The sequence below is a fragment of the Algoriphagus sp. UBA3586 genome, assembly GCF_002376385.1.
In the GTDB taxonomy this organism is placed as follows: domain Bacteria; phylum Bacteroidota; class Bacteroidia; order Cytophagales; family Cyclobacteriaceae; genus Algoriphagus; species Algoriphagus ornithinivorans.
Window position 1 is genome coordinate 229319 of the sequence record NZ_DFMT01000026.1, and the last position, 17538, is coordinate 246856.

Annotated in this window: 14 protein-coding genes; 11 read left to right on the plus strand and 3 right to left on the minus strand. The window is 40.2% G+C overall.

Annotated features, from left to right (window positions below):
• Positions 1–233 precede the first annotated feature (233 nt).
• A complete protein-coding gene (locus B2906_RS08920) occupies positions 234–968 on the minus strand; it encodes a 3-keto-disaccharide hydrolase (protein WP_286938414.1) in 735 nt (244 codons plus the stop codon).
• 163 nt (positions 969–1131) lie between these two features.
• Here B2906_RS08920 and B2906_RS08925 point away from each other — a divergent pair, with 163 nt between their 5' ends.
• Positions 1132–3672, plus strand: coding sequence for a M14 metallopeptidase family protein (locus B2906_RS08925; protein ID WP_286938267.1), 2541 nt, complete (start codon positions 1132–1134; stop codon positions 3670–3672).
• 133 nt (positions 3673–3805) lie between these two features.
• Here B2906_RS08925 and B2906_RS08930 read toward each other — a convergent pair whose 3' ends face one another.
• Entirely contained in the window at positions 3806–4273 is a 468-nt protein-coding gene (locus tag B2906_RS08930) for a SixA phosphatase family protein (protein WP_144604325.1), read from the minus strand.
• Between the two features lie 155 nt (positions 4274–4428).
• On the opposite strand from B2906_RS08930, the gene topA reads away from it, so the two are divergent.
• The 8 genes from topA (at position 4429) to B2906_RS08970 (ending at position 14826) form a co-directional block, all read left to right on the plus strand.
• On the plus strand, positions 4429–6750 hold the full coding sequence (topA, locus tag B2906_RS08935) for a type I DNA topoisomerase (RefSeq protein WP_286938270.1): 2322 nt from the start codon (positions 4429–4431) through the stop codon (positions 6748–6750).
• 85 nt (positions 6751–6835) lie between these two features.
• Positions 6836–7516: an SIR2 family NAD-dependent protein deacylase gene (locus B2906_RS08940; protein WP_286938274.1), complete on the plus strand. Its 681-nt coding sequence runs from the start codon at positions 6836–6838 to the stop codon at positions 7514–7516.
• A 324-nt stretch (positions 7517–7840) separates the two neighbouring features.
• On the plus strand, positions 7841–8794 hold the full coding sequence (locus tag B2906_RS08945; RefSeq protein ID WP_144604328.1) for a DUF5996 family protein: 954 nt from the start codon (positions 7841–7843) through the stop codon (positions 8792–8794).
• Positions 8791–10137 carry a flavin-containing monooxygenase gene (locus B2906_RS08950; RefSeq protein ID WP_219958553.1) on the plus strand — a complete coding sequence of 449 codons (1347 nt, stop codon included), beginning with the start codon at positions 8791–8793 and terminating at the stop codon, positions 10135–10137. Before B2906_RS08945 ends, B2906_RS08950 begins: the two co-directional genes overlap by 4 nt.
• 9 nt (positions 10138–10146) lie before the next feature.
• A complete protein-coding gene (locus B2906_RS08955) occupies positions 10147–11259 on the plus strand; it encodes a serine hydrolase domain-containing protein (RefSeq protein ID WP_219958552.1) in 1113 nt (370 codons plus the stop codon).
• Entirely contained in the window at positions 11256–12590 is a 1335-nt protein-coding gene (locus B2906_RS08960) for a YfcC family protein (RefSeq protein WP_219958551.1), read from the plus strand. The genes B2906_RS08955 and B2906_RS08960 overlap by 4 nt, the downstream gene beginning before the upstream one ends.
• Positions 12591–12607: 17 nt before the next feature.
• Positions 12608–13630 carry an L-glyceraldehyde 3-phosphate reductase gene (gene mgrA / locus B2906_RS08965; protein ID WP_144604332.1) on the plus strand — a complete coding sequence of 341 codons (1023 nt, stop codon included), beginning with the start codon at positions 12608–12610 and terminating at the stop codon, positions 13628–13630.
• Positions 13627–14826 (plus strand): MFS transporter, encoded by a 1200-nt coding sequence (locus B2906_RS08970; RefSeq protein WP_219958550.1) that lies wholly within the window; start codon positions 13627–13629, stop codon positions 14824–14826. The genes mgrA and B2906_RS08970 overlap by 4 nt, the downstream gene beginning before the upstream one ends.
• Before the next feature lie 19 nt (positions 14827–14845).
• Here B2906_RS08970 and B2906_RS08975 read toward each other — a convergent pair whose 3' ends face one another.
• Positions 14846–15637, minus strand: a complete 792-nt coding sequence (locus tag B2906_RS08975; protein ID WP_144604334.1) for a hypothetical protein — start codon at positions 15635–15637, stop codon at positions 14846–14848.
• Between the two features lie 200 nt (positions 15638–15837).
• Between B2906_RS08975 and B2906_RS08980 the strand changes: the two genes are divergently transcribed.
• Positions 15838–16959: a pyridoxal phosphate-dependent aminotransferase gene (locus tag B2906_RS08980; RefSeq protein WP_219958549.1), complete on the plus strand. Its 1122-nt coding sequence runs from the start codon at positions 15838–15840 to the stop codon at positions 16957–16959.
• Positions 16959–17525: a GNAT family N-acetyltransferase gene (locus tag B2906_RS08985; RefSeq protein ID WP_286938307.1), complete on the plus strand. Its 567-nt coding sequence runs from the start codon at positions 16959–16961 to the stop codon at positions 17523–17525. The genes B2906_RS08980 and B2906_RS08985 overlap by 1 nt, the downstream gene beginning before the upstream one ends.
• The last annotated feature ends 13 nt before the right edge of the window (positions 17526–17538 follow it).

The following is a 17538-nucleotide window of genomic DNA, read 5'->3' on the forward strand; positions in this document are numbered from 1 at the left end:
ATTAAATATCTGATTATCTGCAATCATGCCAGTTGCCTTATTTTCTTTGCTTGACCGATTGGAAGACCGATGACCGAAGACCGAAGCTTCCGGATTCTGATCCTTTTAGCAGACAATTAGCCGTATTTTGTTGTTACTGGTAAGAAAGCGGATATCCATATTAAATAAACATGAACCATTAATCGGAGACTCCATTTTTGAAATTTCAAATTTTAGATTTCTCACTTCTACCTTCACAAAGGTCTTACCCAGATATTTCTAAATCTCACTGGATTCCCATGATCCTGCAACTTTATTGGTAATTTCTCCGCATGTGCCTTATAATTGGGTATTCCTATGTACTCAGTTGGACCTCTTAAAATCACATTGTTTTGCACGACCACACCATTGATCAAAACCGTCACGGTCGCAGGTGAAGTCAACATTCCATTTTGATCAAATCTTGGCGCTTTGAATATGATATCATAGTAATTCCATTCACCGGGAGCTCTTAATGGATTCACCAAGGGAGGATACTGCTTGTAAATACTTCCAGCTTGTCCATTAGTATAGGTTTTACTTTCATAGCTATCCAAAATCTGTACTTCATACATACCCATCAGGAAGAATCCAGAATTACCTCTACCCTGCCCTTCTCCTACAATCTCTGTAGGAGCTGACCATTCTACATGGTATTGAGCATCTCCAAATGGAAGCTTGGACTGGATATCACCTTTTCCTTTCACCACAACCAATTCGCCATTCTCTATTTTCCAATCAGCTGGACTTGAACCGTCTTTCGCTGAGACAAAATTATTGAGGCTTGTTCCGTCGAATAGAACTATGGCATCAGATGGCGGAAGATTATTCTGGCTTCCGGGAATAATTTTAGGTGGAACAGGGGTATAAAACTCAGTAGCCTGTGGCGGTAATTGGGGAGGAGTTGGATTTTGAGCAAAAGTGGTGACACTAAATCCACACAAAAACATGCAGACAAAAAGAAGTTTCAAAGAAGTCTTCATACAATAGATTATTTAGGGTAAAATTTTTATTCCATTAAATTAAGCCCAAATGAACGCAATCAAAAAACCATTGATGGATTTTTCATTGTCAGGCCAAATTCCTTTCCTAATTTTCAGAAAATTACCAAATATGAAAAGACTACTAACCGCACTAATTTTAAGTTTATTCACCTTTTTGCAAGCCAATGCACAAGTAGATTACTTCTTTCCAGGCGAAAGTTTTGATCCTGCTATCCCTTCTCCGGAAGAATTTCTAGGCTACCCTATCGGTGATTGGCACACCCGATACGATTTGATTGTCAAATACTATGAAAAGTTGGATGCAGTAAGTGATTTGGCTCAACTCCAAACCATAGGCTATACCCACGAACATAGACCGAAAATCATTTTAACCATCGCTTCGGCTAGCAATATGGCCAATTTGGAAGCGATTCGTCAAAAGCAACTGCAATTGGCTGATCCATCCAAACCGAAACCTGACGTGAGTTCGATGCCATCCATCATTCACCAAGGATATGGCGTACACGGTAATGAGCCTTCGTCTGCAGAGGCCGCGATGCTTACTGCTTATTGGCTTTTAGCTTCTCAATCAGACTTGGCAAAAAATCTGAGAGCAAATGCGGTGGTTCATTTCGATCCAACTGTGAACCCAGATGGTAGAGACAGGCATAGCTTATGGGCTAATTCCAATAAAGGCTTCCCTCCTGTTGCAGATCCTTTGGATAGAGAGCATAATGAAGCTTGGCCGGGAGGAAGAACCAATCATTACTGGTTTGACCTAAATAGAGACTGGTTGCCTTTAGCTCATCCTGAATCCCAAGTGAAAATCGCTTGGTACCATCAGTGGTATCCTAATGTCACCACAGATTTTCATGAAATGGGCACCAATAGCACCTACTTTTTTGAGCCTACCAAACCTTATGGCTCAGAAAATCCGGTAGTTCCAAGAAAAAACTACGATGATATCAATCCGAGATTTGCCAAATACTTTGCCAAATACATGGATGAAATCGGAAGTCTTTATTGGACTAAAGAGGTTTTTGACAATAGTTACCCAGGTTATGGATCCACCTACCCTGATATTCACGGAGGATTAGGTTTGGTCTTTGAAACTGCCAGTAGCAGGGGACATTTGCAAGCTAGCCAGCGAGGTGATATCAGTTTTGCTTTTACGATTAGAAATCATGTGGTGAACTCGCTAGCTACCATGGAAGCAGCTTTGGACAACAGGGAATACATGCATAATTACTTGCGTGAATTTTTCGAGTCAGCAGTATCTGAAGGATCCAAAGATCCGGCAAAAAACTATGTATTCGGAGACCCTTATGATGTAAGCAGAAATCAGTTGTTCATTCAATTCCTCAGAGATCACCAAATCAAGGTCTATGAAAACAGCAGTGATTTAACGGTTGGAGGACAAAGCTTCAAAAAAGGCAAATCCTGGGTGGTTCCTACCGCTCAACCTCAGTATAGAATGGTGAGAACCATGTTTGAATATGTGAAGGAATTTGCGGATTCAGTCTTTTATGATGCTTCTGCTTGGACTATGGCAGCTTCATATGGTGTTCCTTTTGCCTCCGCCCCTGGTGCAAAGGCTGGAACAGAAGTGCTGAACTCTTCTATGCCTTCTTATGAGTTTCCTGAAGGAAATGCTTATGCTTACCTCATTGATTGGTCTGATTACTTCGCTCCTAAAATGTTGCATGATTTACAGCAGGCCGGAATCCATGTCGAGGTTATTAATCGGGATTTTAGCTCTCAAACTCAGGATGGAAAAGTAGATTTTGCCAGAGGCACTTTGATGATCCCAATGGGCTTTCAGAAACTGAAAAAAGAGGATGTTCAAAAGCACCTGAAAGAACTCGCTGCAAAAAATTCCCAAAAAGTCTATAAAGTAACCACCGGGCTGAATGTGTCAGGTATTGATTTAGGTTCCAATCTGGTAGGTGCAGTTCAAGAGCCAAAAGTGATCATGATTGTTGGCCCTGGCATTTCATCCTACGAGGCAGGAGAGATTTGGCATTTGATGGACACTAAAGTAGGGATGCCTATTACCAAGATAAATTCGGATATGTTTAATCGAGTTAATCTTTTCGACTACAATACGCTGATCATGCCATCTGGATCCTATAGCTCCTTGTCTGAATCCTCAGTAAGTCATATCAAAGACTGGGTAAATAGAGGTGGAACTATCATTTCCATGAAAAGCGCGAGTCTTTGGTTAAACCAAAAAGAAATTACCAAAGAGTCTCTGGTAGATTTAGAGAAAAAAGCCGAACCTAAGGAGCTTCCTTTCGAGACAAGGAGAGATTTTGAAGGCGCTAAGGCAGTAGGAGGAAGTATTTATATGGCAAGACTGGACCTTACGCATCCTATTGCCTACGGATATAGAAATGAAACCATTCCGGTTTATAGAAACACCAACCTCTTTATCCAACCTAGTAAGGATAAATATCTGACTCCAATCAAGTATACAGCAAATCCTTATTTGGGAGGATATATTTCCAAGGATAATTTAGAAAAGCTTAAGCAAAGCGCGAGTGTGCTCATCTCGCCTACTGGCGGAGGTAGAGTAATTCATTTCTTTGACAGCCCAAATTTCAGAGGAGCTTGGTATGGCACCAATAAATTATTTCTGAATGCCATTTTCTTCGGAAACCAAATGGATTAAACAAAAGCTGGAAGACCGATAACCGAAGTTGCTTTTTCGCAAACTTTGAACTCCATATAAGCCGTTAAATTCCCTTATAGGTGGAAAATAACCCCTTCTTAAAAGTCGCAGAATATATCATCTGCGACTTTTTTTAATTTATTATTTCCCTCAAGTCGCCACTTCCCGAAATGATTAATTTCCAAGACTCAACATCAAACTCCAAAATAGCCAAGTTGCCGGGTGATAGATTAATATATTCTGAGTCTGACAAGGAGGATAGCAAAAGGCTTATCACTGGATTATGGCCTACAATCAAACAGCTCGATACCTCATCGGGAGTGGAATCTATCATTTGGATCATGGTAGAGAGATCACCGCTATAAATATTGAGTTGAAGCTCTGAATTTTTGATTAATACGTATTTCCCTAACCATTCGGCGGTCTCTCTTGTACGTTGTGCCGGACTACAATACATCAAATCGATCTCATCGATGCTTTCTTGGAGTATGGCTCCAACTTTTTTTATGGTAGTTATTCCTCTGGGTGTAAGTGGCCTTTGGAAATCACTTCCTTCTACAAAACCTGCCTCTCCATGTCGGAGAAGAAATAACTTCTTCATAGTTGATTTTTGCTTACTCTATAATTTAGCGAATAATTGACAACCTATTCATACAAAGTAACGCTTTATAAAGGAGTAATATTTGCACGTGAAAACAATGCCGTCTATTTTTAGCTTTTCAAAACAAGCCTTCGGGTAAATGAAAACTGCTTTTTATGTCTAAAAACCTTGTAATCGTCGAATCACCTGCCAAAGCAAAAACCATTGAAGGTTACTTGGGCAAGGATTTCAAAGTGGCCTCTAGCTATGGCCACGTTAGAGATTTACCGAAAGGTGATAAAGCGATTGATATCAAAAACCGATTTAAACCGACCTATGAGGTCACTCCTGATAAAAAAGAGGTAATCAAAAACCTCAAAAACCTGGTAAAGGATTCTGAGACTGTTTACCTAGCAAGTGATGATGACCGGGAAGGAGAAGCTATTTCTTGGCATTTGAAGGAAGTCCTGAATCTAAAGGATGAAAACACCAAGAGAATCGTATTTCGTGAAATCACCAAAAATGCAATCACCAAAGCCATTCAAAACCCAAGAGGTATTGACTATGATTTAGTCAATGCGCAACAGGCAAGAAGGATTTTGGACAGATTAGTCGGATTTGAACTTTCCCCTATTCTTTGGAAAAAAATCAAAACCGGACTTTCGGCGGGAAGAGTTCAATCGGTGGCTGTAAGATTGATAGTGGAGAGAGAGCGGGAAATTGAAGCTCACAAAGCAAAGTCTTCATTCCGTATTACTGCTCAATTTGAAGTAGAAGGAAAATCTTTTCAAGCCGAGCTACCCAGAAAGTTCCCGACTAAAGAAGAGGCAGAAGAGTTTTTGAAAGCTTGTCTTGATGCTGAGTTCAGCATTGTTAATCTGGAAAAAAAACCAGCCAAAAAATCGCCGGCTCCACCATTTACTACATCTACCCTTCAGCAGGAAGCCAGTAGAAAACTGTACTTCTCTGTAGCCCAAACCATGTCTGTGGCTCAAAAGCTATATGAAGCTGGTAAGATTACCTATATGCGTACTGACAGCGTCAACCTTTCTGAAGATGCTATGCAGTCAGCAAAAAGTGCCATTGAAGATTCTTACGGAAAGCCTTATCATCATTCTAGAAAGTATACCTCCAAATCTGAAGGCGCACAGGAAGCTCACGAAGCCATCCGGCCAACGGATTTCTCCAAATCAAGCGTTTCCGGAGACAGAAATGAGCAGAGGTTGTACGAACTTATCTGGAAAAGAGCAATTGCATCTCAGATGTCTGATGCTGAATTGGAAAAAACCACAGTCAATATTGGTATTTCCAACTCTGAATTGACTTTGACAGCCAATGGAGAGATCATCAAATTTGACGGGTTCCTTAAAGTTTATCTGGAAAGCACCGACGACGAGCCAGAAGAAGAGGAAAGCACCAACAAATCACTTTTGCCTCCACTGAAAGTAGGACAGAAACTGGATCTTCTGGAAATGAAAGGAAGAGAAAGCTTTACTCGCTCTGCCCCTAGATATACTGAAGCATCCTTAGTGAAAAAACTGGAGGAATTGGGAATAGGAAGACCATCCACCTATGCTCCTACAATTTCAACTATCCAAAAAAGGGAGTATGTCATCAAAGAATCTAGAGATGGAACCCCAAGGGAATATCAGGAAATGAAAATTTCCAAAGGGAAATTCAAGGAGGAAACCAAAACTGAAATCACAGGAGCTGAAAAGCAAAAGCTTTTCCCTACCAATATTGCAATGGTAGTGAATGACTTTTTGGTGGAGCATTTTCCTAATGTGATTGACTTCAATTTCACCGCCAAGGTGGAAAAAGAATTTGACGACATTGCTGCCGGAGGCCAAGATTGGCAGGATATGATTGACTCTTTCTATGGCAAATTCCATCATCGAGTTGAGGAGACAGAACAAGTTTCAAGACAGGATGTCAATACCAGTAGGTTCATAGGAAATCATCCCCAATCAGGAAAACCCATGACTGCTCGTTTGGGAAGATTTGGACCTTTGGTTCAGATTGGTGACAATGAAGATGAGGAGAAGCAGTATGCCAGTTTGAAAAAAGGGCAATTCATTGAAAACATCAGCTTGGATGATGCTTTAGAACTCTTCAAACTACCAAGAGATGTGGGCATGTTTGAAGATAAAAAAATTGTGGCTGCCATAGGAAGATTTGGTCCCTATGTAAGACATGATGGCTCTTTTGTTTCTTTGCAAAAGGAGCAGGACCCGCTTAGTATCACAGAGGAGGAAGCTATTCAATTAATCAAGGATAAGCGTGAGGCAGATGCCAAAAAGCACATCAAGTCCTTCGATGAAAATCCTGAAATTCAGATCCTAAACGGAAGATGGGGTCCTTACATCAAGTTTGGCAAGAACAACTTCAAAATCCCTAAAGACAAAGAGGCGGAAGAGCTCACTTATGCTGAAACCATAGAAATCATAGAAAATCAGCCTGATACAAAGAAAAAAGGGCGTTTTTCGAAAAAGAAGTAAATTAAAAGCCGGCTTTATCCGGCTTTAATTTTTTAACTTAAATGATACATTACAAATCATTGAGTAATCAAAATCTTAATCCTTTATGAAAAAATTGGTAGTTCTTTCAGGTGCCGGAGTTTCCGCAGAAAGCGGAATTAAAACTTTTCGGGACAGTGGAGGACTTTGGGAAGGGCATGATGTGATGGAAGTGGCAAGTCCGGAGGGCTGGAGAAAAAACCAGGATCTAGTTCAAGATTTTTATAACCAAAGGAGAAAACAGATGCTGGAGTGCCAGCCAAATCTAGCGCATCAAATATTGGTTGAGTTGGAGGATAATTTTGATGTGCAGATTATCACTCAGAATGTAGATGATCTACATGAAAGGGCCGGTTCCAAAAATGTACTCCATCTACATGGTGAGTTGAGATTGGCACAAAGCTCCTTAGACCCCAACTTGGTCTATGACCTGGATCACTGGGAAATCAAAAAAGGAGATAAATGCGAACGGGGAAGTCAACTGCGACCAAATGTAGTTTGGTTTGGTGAACCTGTACCTAAAATGCTGGAGGCGATTGATATAGCCCAAAAGGCCGATATTTTTCTAATTATTGGTACATCTTTGCAGGTTTACCCTGCGGCAAGTATTGTGGATTATGCGCCTTCAAACATCCCGATTTACCTAATTGACCCTAATTCTAGCTTTTATAGCTTACCGAAAAATCTTACCCATTTTCAAAAATCAGCTACAGAAGGAATGAAGATCCTCAAAGAGGTTTTGATTTGATCCTAATATTCACCTGTACTCTTTGGGAAACTTAAGCTGTTAATTTTATTCGGTTTTCTTTAGAGAAAATAAAATTTCAACAATTGATCTAAAAACCATAAATTGAAATTTAAATTACTGATTATCCGCAATCATGCCAGTTGCCATATTTTCTTTGTTTGACCGATTGGATACTTCGACTTCGCTCAGTACAGGCGACCGATGACCGAAGACCCAGCCAAGGCAGGCAGGCGAAGCTTCCGGATTCTGATCCATTTACTTGACAAAAAGCCGTATCTGGTTGTTACTGGTAAGAAAGCGGATATACATATTTAAATTTTTCCTATGTCAACTCGCAAAAACTCCTGGCCACAGCTCGATTTTGAGTTATACAAAGACACATTATACCTACTTCACCATTGGACACAGATGGTGGGAAAAGTAAGGTTGAAAAAATCACCATGGCAAAATCATTCTTGGCATGTAGCCTTATATATCGATGCTCAGGGGTTCACTACTGGTCCAATCCCCTACGAAAATGGAATTTTTGAAATACGATTGGACTTCACCAGGCATGAGTTAAAAATAAAAACAAGCAATGGCAATCGAGATAGGTTTTCGCTAGGTGGTCAAACCGTCGCCAGCTTTTATGAGCAACTCCAAGAAAAATTGAAGTTCCTGGGCATTTCGGTTAAAATCCATTCAAAGCCCAATGAAATCCCTGAAGCCATTCCATTTGCAAAAAACAACAAGCGGCTGTCCTATCTCCCGAATGAAGCACAAAAGCTTTGGAAAAGTTTAATTCAGGTTCAAAATGTTTTTAGCGTTTTCAGAGCCAAATTCAGAGGAAAAAGTAGTCCGATTCATTTTTTCTGGGGATCCTTTGATTTAGCCTATACTAGATTTTCAGGATCTGCAGCTCCTGAATTTCAAGGAGAAATGCCCAATATGCCATTAGATGTAATGCAGGAAGCCTATTCCCACGAAGTTTTCAGTGTTGGATTCTGGCCAGGAAACGCTGACTTTCCTGAAGCTTGTTTTTACGCTTATTGCTATCCTAATCATGAGCATTTTAGGGCAATCTCAGTCCAGCCAGACACTGCATTTTGGCACGCTGACATGGGTGAGTTTATGCTACCCTATAAGGCAGTGCAAAGCTCTTCCAATCCCAGAGAAACCTTAATGAGTTTTCTACAAAGCACTTATCAAGGGGCAACTGAAGTTGGAAACTGGAACAGAAATGAGTTAGATTGTGATTTCAGTCATCTGGAAAAGAAAAATTCAGCAATCAACCTATGAACCAAAAAGTAGCTGTAATCGGTGTAGGTCCTTCTGGAATAACCGCTTTAAAAAACTTACTGGACCAAGGAATTGATGCGGTTGCTTTTGATAGAAACCAAGATGTGGGCGGAAACTGGATCTACTCAGAGGACGAATCTCATTCCAGTGTTTTTGAAACAACTCATATCATTTCCTCCAAAACTCTTTCCCAATACGAGGACTTTACTTTCGATGAATTTGATCCTGAAACTGCCGATTACCCTTCTCATGATGAATTGAGAAGATATTTTCAGGCTTATGCCACCAAATTCAATTTATATCCATTCATCCGCTTTGGTACTTTAGTCAAAAAATGTCAATGGATAGACCAAAAAACATGGGAAATAACTACTGAAAAAGATGGCAAGGAGACTGTGGAGATTTTCACCCATCTAGTTGTGGCCAATGGACACCATTGGAAGCCCAGATATCCTCAATATCCCGGAGAATTTTCGGGAGACTTCCTCCATTCCCATCAATTCAAAAAGGCAACTCCATTTAAAGACCAAAGGGTTTTGGTCATTGGGGGAGGCAATTCAGCATGCGATGTAGCGGTAGAAACCAGCAGAGTTTCCTCGAAAACAGCTATTAGCTGGAGAAGAGGATACAGAATTGTACCCAAATTCATTTTCGGGAAGCCATCCGATAAAGTAGCTGAGCAAAGTAAATGGATCCCTCCTAAGATCAGGATGTTCCTCAATTCTATTTTACTGAGAATCATTATCGGGAAAAATGAAGCTTATGGACTCAGACCTCCCACTGAAGCCTTCGGCGCTACTCATCCTACCATCAATGATGAGCTTCTGCATAAAATACGACATGGCAAGGTCAAACCTAGACTGGATATCAAGCGATTCGAAGGAAAAAAAGTCATTTTTGAAGATGGCAGAGAAGAAGAATTTGATACGATCATTGCTTGCACTGGGTATTGGTTGAGTCATCCGTTTTTTGATAAAGATTTTATAGACTACAGCAAAGGTCCTGTTCCGCTATATCTAAAAATGTTTCACCCTGAAATCCATAATCTCTATTTCGTAGGCATGTTCCAGCCACTAGGTTGTATTTGGCCGGGAGCAGAATTACAAAGTAAGCTGATGGCCCAAGAATTAATTGGCAAGTGGAAAAGGCCTTCCAACTTAGGGGAGCTTTGTCAAAAAGAGGTAAAGAACCCACATTACAATCAAATAGAAACCCCAAGGCATACCATTACGGTGGACTACCACCAATTTGTGAATGATCTGAAAAAGCAGTTGCCAAAAGAATACCTATCGAAAAAGCCTATTTTGAATAAAAAGGAAACTGTGAATAATGAAGTTGAATAATTCAATAGAATGAAAAAAACTATCCAGTTAATTCTTTGGGTTTTAATCGTAGGAGCAGTCCTTTTCTACGGATATGAATGGTGGAATAGTTTTCCAAAAGTTAGCTTCGCCCCGCCTTTAGTCAGTCATTCAAAAAAGGAAAAGCTGGACTCTATCTTAATAGCCACACTCAATCAAAATCAACTCTCAGGTCTCGCAGTTTCGGTTGTTCGAAATTCGAAGGTGACTTACCAAAAAGCCATTGGCTTTAATGAACTGGAATCCAAAGATTCATTTAAAACAAACACCATCCTTCCAGTTGCATCTATCTCAAAGATCTTTACCAGTTTGGCTGTTGCCAAGCACTTCCAAAGCGTGGGCCTGAATGTAGCTGACCCTATTTCAATCCTGCAACACCCTTTAATTAGTCCTGAATCAGATTTGGGAAAAATATCCTTTGAAGAATTACTCCGGCATGAATCAGGATTAAAAGACAAAACAGTTTTTAACGAGTTTTTCAAGCAAAAGAAAGATCAAAGTCTTGATAACTATGTCTTGGATTTTTTAGAAGGTTCACCAAAACTTGGTCGAAAAAGAGAATATCATTATGCAGATATCAATTTTGATTTATTGGGATTCCTGCTTTCCTTCTCTTCAGGAGCGAGTTTCGATCAATTGGTTCAAGAATCTGTTTTCCGGCAATTGGGAATGAAATCCAGTTATTTTAATGAAAGTTTGATAATTGATGGGGGCTACAGAAAAACATCTGTTTGGAAAAGGCTAAAAGAATCTCCTATTGAATATCAATCACACCCCTCCCCTTCTTCCGGCCTCCAGAGCTCTGTAGAAGATCTTAACAATGCCTTACTGCAGCTAATACGTCTCCATTTAGGAAATATGCAGGAAGAGCTTCTTTGGCTCCAAACAGACCCTGAAAAAGCTCCTGCGGGATTTCAAAAGATTGAAATTAATAAGCAGCAGTTTATTGGTCATTTTGGAGGCCAAGCTGGATTTAGTGCTCTTTTACTTTTTGATCCCGAAGAAAAATTTGGATTAATAATTCTTTCGAATACTCGGGACCGAGACAATTTTAGAGTTAACCTGGCAAGTGAAATCCACTCCCTCATCCAACAAAACCCATGAAAATCTCTTTTCCACATCCATTAATCATTCTTTTGGCTTTCGTCCTATTGTCTTGGCTAGCGACCTTTTTGGTTTCGTCAGGAACTTATGATAGGCAAATCGATGAATATACTGGACGGGAAGTGGTGATTCAGGGAAGTTACGAAGCTATAGAAAAGCAAAATGTCTCCTACGATGAAATGGTCAAAGCTATCCCGGAGGGGATTATTTTGGGCGCCGATATTCTAGTCCTTATCCTGCTTATAGGCGGGGCCTTTTATGTTGTTGAAAAGACTGGAGCATTGCAAGTAGGAGTTGAAGCATTGATCTACAGTTTCCGCGGAAACACTTACTTATTATTGGTCATACTTTCCATCTGTTTTTCAATAGCCGGGGCAACCATTGCCATGCAGGAGGAAATAATTGCTATGGTTCCTCTCCTGATAGTATTGTCCAAAAAGCTCAATTATGATGTAAAATCCATAGTAGGTTTGACTTTGGGTTCTTCATTGGTTGGAGCGGCCTTGTCCCCTATTAATCCATTCAATTCTTTGTTAGCTCAAAAATTAGCAGAAGTCGAAGTTTCTGAGGGCTTGGTTTATCGATTGGTGTTTTTCGCGATTGGGATAGGAGTTTGGACTTTTTTAATGATCAGAAATGGAAAAAATAAAAATTCAATTACTGAAAAAATAGAATTAAAGCCCTCTTCCATAGGATGGAGAAATGGATTGATTCTTTTTCTTTCATTAGGAGGAATCATATTTATGGGCTGGGGAATTACCCAAAAGGACTGGGGATACAATGAAATGTCTGCATTCTTTTTTGTGATTGGATTTGCCTGTGGACTGATCGGAAAATTAGGCATAAACGGAACGGCAAGAGTATATACAGCTGGTTTCGGAGAAATGATATTTGCAGGTGTGATTGTGGGCTTGGCAAGAAGTGTCTATTTGATTCTAGAGAAAGGAATGATCATCGATACGGTAATACACTCCATGTTTACTCCTTTGGAAGGGCTTCCAGATCAATTGGCAGTGATGGGTTTATTTATCAGTCAGCTTCTTATCCATATCCCAGTTCCAAGTACTTCTGGCCAAACTGTCCTTACCATTCCCTTGGCAAGCCCCCTAATGGATTTATTGGGAATTTCCAGGCAGCTTGCAGTATTTACCAGCCAATACGCAGTTAGCATGATGGATTTGCTTACCCCTACAAATGGTGGAATGATGGCGGTAATTGCAGCAGCAGGCATCAAATTCAATGACTGGATCAAGTTTATCATTAAGTCTTGGCTAGCAGTTATAGGAATTTGTTTGATATCTATTTTTATCGCCTTAATTTGGTTCGCATAACCTAAAAAAACCTATTTATGAACATCAACGACCACAATCCTTTACCTCCCTATCTTCCTTCAACTGACCGTTATGCTCAGATGAAATACCGAAGAACAGGAAAAAGCGGATTGCTTCTCCCAGAAATAAGCCTTGGTCTCTGGCATAATTTCGGCCATAATGCTGATTTTACTTTGGGAAGAAAAATATTGAGAAGAGCATTTGACTTGGGTATCTCACACTTCGACTTAGCGAACAACTACGGTCCTCCTTATGGATCCGCTGAGGAAAATTTTGGTAGAATCCTAAAAAAAGATTTTTTACCCTATCGGGACGAACTCATCATTTCTTCCAAAGCAGGATGGGATATGTGGCCCGGACCTTATGGAAATATGGGCTCCAAAAAGTATTTGGTAGCTAGCTGTGATCAAAGTCTCAAACGTATGGGACTAGATTATGTAGATATTTTTTATCACCATAGACCAGATCCGGAAACACCTTTGGAAGAAACTATGGGTGCCTTGGATCTATTGGTTAGACAAGGTAAAGCACTCTATGTAGGAATTTCCCAATATAGTGCTGAGGACACAGCCAGAGCTTATAAAATTCTGAAAGAACTCGGTACTCCTTTACTTATCCATCAGCCTAGGTATAGCATGATGGATAGATGGGTTGAAGATGGTTTATTAGACGTTTTGGGAGAAAATGGTATAGGAAGTATCGCGTTTTCACCTTTGGAACAAGGAATGTTGACGGATAAATATTTGAAAGGAATCCCTGAAGATTCAAGGGCAGCAAAAGACGGAAGATATCTTAAGCCAGAGCAAATTGGAGGAGAAAAGTTGGAGCAAATCCGTCAACTTAATGAAGTTGCGATCTCTAGAGGACAAACCTTGGCTCAAATGGCGATTGCTTGGCTTTTGAAGGACAGCCGAATTACCTCTGTTTTGGTGGGCGTTTCAAAACCTGAGCAATTAGATGACAATGTAAATGCAGTGAAAAACACTCAATTTTCGGAAGCAGAAGTTTCTAAAATCAAAGGAATCTTAGGTTCAAAATGAGTTCTGATAAAGCAAGAAGTGCCCTGATATTGATCGTTATTGCTCAATTTCTGGGCACTTCTCTTTGGTTTGCAGCCAATGCTGCGATACCGGAAATCAGTCAAATTCTCGGTCAACCAGAATTGACTGCACCCATTACTATTGCGGTTCAATTCGGATTCATATCAGGCACCCTGCTATTTGCTGTGTTTTCTATCCCAGACAGATTTTCTCCTCGATGGGTTTTCATGGTGAGTGCTATTTTAGCCTCCTTTTTCAATCTTTTCATCGTTTTGATTCCTCTACAGTTGGGAGTCCTTCTCATTTGTAGATTTTTCGTAGGCTTTTTTCTGGCAGGCATTTACCCGGTTGGGATGAAGATAGCGGCAGATTACTTTGAAAAAGGGTTGGGTACTGCCTTGGGATTTTTGGTAGGAGCATTGGTATTGGGTACAGCTTTCCCGCATTTGATTCGAGGGTTAGAACTTCAGCTTTCTTGGGAAATCCTCTTCTGGACTACCTCTGCTTTGGCCATAATAGGAGGATTGATAGTTGGGATTTTTGTTCCGGATGGTCCATTCAGAAAACAAAATCTAAAATTTGAATGGAGCCTAATCCCTAACCTCTCTAAGATCCCTGCTTTAAAAAGTGCTGCATCAGGATATTTCGGCCACATGTGGGAGCTATACACTTTCTGGGCATTTATCCCAGGATTGATTGCTTGGTTCAGTATTCAGGATATTCAATCTTCTCAAAACGCTTATCTTTCATTTGCAGTCATCGCGGTAGGGGCCATTTCTTGTGCTGTGGGAGGACTGATTTCACCCAGAATAGGAAGCGAAAAAGTAGCATTAACCGCATTACTAGGTTCTGGCATTTGCTGTATATTGGTTTTGATTATCCCGACTGAACCCCATTATTTTTGGATCATTTTCCTGTTGATTTGGGGGATGCTAGTTACAGCTGATTCCCCTCAATTTTCCACATTGGTGGCTCAGGCTACTCCCGCTCAGTACAAAGGAACTGCCCTTACTTTGGTGAATTGTCTGGGCTTTGCATTGACAATTGTTTCTATTCAAGTGGGGCAACTACTGCTGAAATGGCTTTCGATTGAACAAATGATCAGTTTACTGAGCATAGGGCCACTTTTCGGTCTTCTATTGTTCAAATTGTTTAAAAAGAAAAAGGAGGCTTTGTCTCGAAGCCTCCCTGCATAGTTACAAACCGGACTATTGATTAGCGAACTACATTTTCTAATGTTGCTAGGTAAACCCACTTTTGATCTCTTGAGTTCAAACCTTCATTGACAGCTTTTCTTTGTTCAGCAGTTTGCTCTAAGTCCTCATAAGCTTGCGCATTGAAAAACTGCATATAATCCTTATACATATTCATGGTCAAATGCGTTGACTTTGCTTGAGACCCTTGTGGCAATGCTGTTCGGAGGAAGCTCCAGTGTCCCATCAAACCCTTTTCAATTTTATTCTGGTGTATGGGTTTAAACACTTCCATTTCAGCTTGCTCGTACTGATTGAACTTACCCTCCACAGCCTTCATCAAGTCAAAAGAGGCAAGTACACCAGGTTTCATTTGGAAGTTGTCTTCCGTACTAACAATTTCTCTCATATAAAGCCTCATGGGCATATCTCTCATCGAAAGTGCATTTTCAAATAACTTTAGCACTTGAGGTTCACTGAGATGAGGATAGGCGATTTTTGTATACTCTATCATTTTTTTATCCTCCAGACCATTCATCATTTTCACCGGATCATCAAAGTACGTAATCATGATGTATTGGAAATCACTATGGTCCGCTCCTGACTGCAATGCCCAGAAGTCCCATCCATTTATTTGATCATCATTGAGAGCCTGCCGGTAAACTTTTTCCATAAAATCTTTAAACTCGATGTAATCAAAGATTTGATCATTTTCTACCTTGATAAATTCGAATACCATATACTGAGTTTGCTGGGCCCTAAGACTTGAGAACCAAAGCAACCCACAAACCAAGAAAAATAACAGCTTTTTCATATTATACATAGTTTAGGGATTGATGTGCTTGTCTTATAATTTAAAAAATAATTCTGTTTATATGCAACTTATTAAAATGAAATTTTATTTATTGAATATTTTCAGGATAAAACTTATTTTTAACAAAGAGACACCGAAAATGTAATTTTCATAAAAGAGATCAACAAAAGTTGGTATTTTACTAAAAAAATGATGAGAAGATGACAGGAATTTCAAGAAGATCTTGGTTAAAAAAAGCCGGAATGAGCGGAAGCTTGGCCTTATTTGGAACGGGTATAAGCACACAGCTTAGTGCTGAGGAAGTAAAAAAGTTTAATCCCAGACCATTAGAAGGTCCGATTCGATTGGGTTCAAACGAAAATCCATACGGCCCCTCTGAGAAAATGAGAAAGGCCATGATGGATAATTTTGACCTTGGCTGTAGGTATCCTTGGGCCTATAATGGGGATTTGGTGAAGATGATCGCTGATAAAGAAGGCGTTACTGAGGATCATATTGTCATGGTAGCAGGATCCACAGAAGGCCTCAAAGTGGCAGGAATCACATTCGGGCAAGGTGGTGAGATCATTTCATGCGCCCCTACATTTTTATCCATGATGAGCTATGCCGAATTGTGGGGAACGGATATCAACTGGGTTCCTTTGACCAAGGATTTGGACTTTGATCTGGATGAAATTGAGAAGCGGGTTTCTTATCAAACCAGACTGGTTTTCCTTTGTAACCCTAATAACCCAACTGGAAAACTATTACCTGCAGATCGTGTAAAGGATTTTTGTAATACAGTCAGCAAGAAAACAGTGGTCTTTAGTGATGAGGCCTATTATGATTACATCACAGAACCTAATTATCCATCTATGGTGGAATTAGTCAAAGAAGGAAAAGATGTCATTGTATCCAGAACTTTCTCCAAAGCCTATGGACTGGCAGGTATCCGTCTAGGATACATGGTAGCAAGGCCTGCAATTGCCGAAAAATTGAGAGATCGGGTGGTGGCCAATACCAATATTATGGCTATTGAGGCTGGAAAAGCGGCACTTTTGGATAAAGAATTTTATGACTTTTCAATTCGTAGTAATAAAGAAGTAAAAGCCTCCATTACCAAGACTTTGGATGAGTTGAAACTACCTTACCTGGATTCACATGCCAATTTTGTATTCTTCCAATCTGGAAGAGATATTGGGGAATTAAATAAAACCTTTGCGGACAGAGGAATCATCATTGGAAGACCCTTCCCGCCTTTGAACGATTGGTGCAGAATTTCCACGGGAACTCCGGAGGAAGTAGCCATCTTTAATCAAACCCTGAAAGAAGTATTAGGCTAATGCTTGAAAATGTAATTCTAGAAAATGAACAAATCCTGCTGAGACCCATGACTCGGCAGGATTTTCCTTTACTATTGGATTTAAGCAGAGAAAAATCACTTTGGGATTATTTCACCCATGATTTAAGTAGCCAGGAAGATTTTGAGGATTGGGCTGCTCCCACATTTTCTGGCGAAAGACTGCAGTTCACAATAATCGATAAAGAAAGTACACTACCTATTGGATCCAGCGCCTTTGGAAATTTCTCCCCTAGGGATAAAAGAATTGAAATTGGGTGGACCTGGCTGGGAAAGGACTTTCATGGAAAAGGTTATAATAGGCAGATCAAATTCCTGATGTTCGAGTATGCTTTTGAAGTCCAAAAAATGCTAAGAGTAGAATTGAAAACCGATGTGTTGAATACTCCCGCAAGAAAGGCCATGCTTGCTATGGGGATCCATGAGGAAGGTATATTGAGAAGTCATACGCTCCTTTGCTCCGGAAGAAGAAGGGATACGATTTATTATAGTTTACTCGCAGATGAATGGGAATCCACGAAAAAGGCTTGGTATGAAAAAAGGCGCTGAAATTAGCGCCTTT